The sequence below is a fragment of the Burkholderia sp. DN3021 genome, from assembly GCF_049805555.1.
GTDB lineage: Bacteria > Pseudomonadota > Gammaproteobacteria > Burkholderiales > Burkholderiaceae > Burkholderia > Burkholderia pyrrocinia_C.
The window spans coordinates 1-1694 of record NZ_JBNCAB010000218.1 but is presented as its reverse complement, the minus strand read 5'-3'; the positions used below and the strand labels follow the sequence as shown (position 1 = coordinate 1694).

1 protein-coding gene and 1 pseudogene are annotated in these 1694 nt (G+C 50.9%); both read right to left on the bottom strand.

From position 1 onward, the window contains the following. Positions 1 to 93: 93 nt before the first annotated feature. Positions 94 to 210 (bottom strand): annotated as a pseudogene (locus ACPUER_RS36610) (IS6 family transposase); the annotation flags it as partial. A gap of 122 nt (positions 211 to 332) precedes the next feature. Beyond that, the gene (locus ACPUER_RS36605) at positions 333 to 1370 is read right to left on the bottom strand and encodes a hypothetical protein (RefSeq protein ID WP_425133562.1); all 1038 of its coding nucleotides are present in this window, start codon (positions 1368 to 1370) and stop codon (positions 333 to 335) included. Positions 1371 to 1694: the final 324 nt, after the last annotated feature.

Genomic DNA, 1694 nt, shown 5'->3' with positions numbered 1-1694 from the left:
ACGCAGCTGCTGCCCCATCGCTGGACGCCAACCGACGCTTGACCATCTCGGCGATCGGTCCCGTCAAGATGACTTCGCCGGGGGCTTACCGAACAGCAGCTCCTCGATGTCACGCAGGCTCAGGTTGAACCGGTAGTACCAACGCACCGCGCAACTGATGATCGCCGCCGGGAAACGATGGCCGTGATAGAGCGATTTCGTCTTCTTCATCGTCCGCATCTTACGCTACCGCTTCGCCAACGTGACAATGCCCGCGGTGTCGTCACGGCAGAGTTAGTTCAAAAGAGCGGTTTTTCGAGGTGCCCTTGTGTATAACGACGTGACTTCTGCCCTTACGGATCGACCGATGTTCCGCGATCAATTTCATTGGCAACAAATTTCACAGAAACTGTGCTGCGCCTCACCGTATCCTCTGGGTTATAGCCAATATTAGTCGGAGCATTCGCATTTCGTAGCGAGCTTTGCGGGAATTCCTTCCCATTACAATAAATTCCGGCCCCATGGTAGCCAGTTACTGTCACCTCATCAAATCCAGCCTTGGACATTTCATCCAAAAGATATTCCGCCGGAGCCTTGCGCACACGCTCACTGCCGAACAATCCAAATAAAGTTGATTTCTCCAAAAACTGCTTACTGTAATCTGACAAATTTTCGTCTTTAACAGCCGGCATTTTCCTGGAATCTGCGGAATTGCAGGACGTAAGCCTAACATCTCTTATATTTTTTGGAACCCCAATGCTCGCGAGCTCCCGAGACACATCCTTCATGGTAAAAAATTTGTCATCCACTTGCATCACATCCGTTCCCGCTGTGCCATGGCCCGTAACGTATATCTTCTGATCCGGCGAAAATTCAAAGTCTTCAGCCATGACGGCACGTACATTTCTTATTGCATACCCGAAATGAGCTCCGAGATCGTCAGACAGTCGCCCAGTCAACTTCGGCCTCTCCGAGGAAGATGCAATCGGGAATTTCTCGCGAAATCTATTAAAAGTCTCCAGCCCAGACTTATCGGAGAAAACCAAAGGATAATCGTCAATGCTTTTGTTAGGGTTCACAACGCGATGCACATAGCTGCCGATCGCCGACATAAGGTCCGTTTTGATGGGCGCTGACCCTCCATTACCAAAATAGATGGTAACTTTTTGAGTGTCCTTCTCATTACTCACGCCCTTTACCGCACTTGCAAGTGATGGGAGTTTGTCAAAACGCTGTGTGACCGGCACACTTGCCCCGCTTGCCTGCAAGTGGGGCAGCGTGGGGGGCGTCGAGGTCAACCGTTGTAGAGGCATGATTTTCCTAATACTGCAGTTCGCACCATAAAAGCCGGCATTGAGCCGGCACACCTTCTGAACGCTGAGCGACTTCATGTTTTCAGGAGTTCTTGTCTACGTTACAAAGGGGAAGAAGAGCAACGTGGACGAGCAGCGCGAAGGTGATATATCTATTCTGCTGGAACACCATGCATGGGAACTCACTGGCATTTATGAAATCGTCTGCTTCAGCCTGGCCAAAGTTGACACAAATTAACGAAACGCGCTTGTAATATTTGATCATGCAGGATGTTCAATAGTATGCGGTCCACGAACGACGCCCCTCAGGGTAAGGTGGCCGAGCGCGTGAGGTGTGGTAACGAAGCGGATCAGCGGAGGTCGACGGGCATCTTCCAAGGAAGCAGCGCGTCGTAGTCGTCA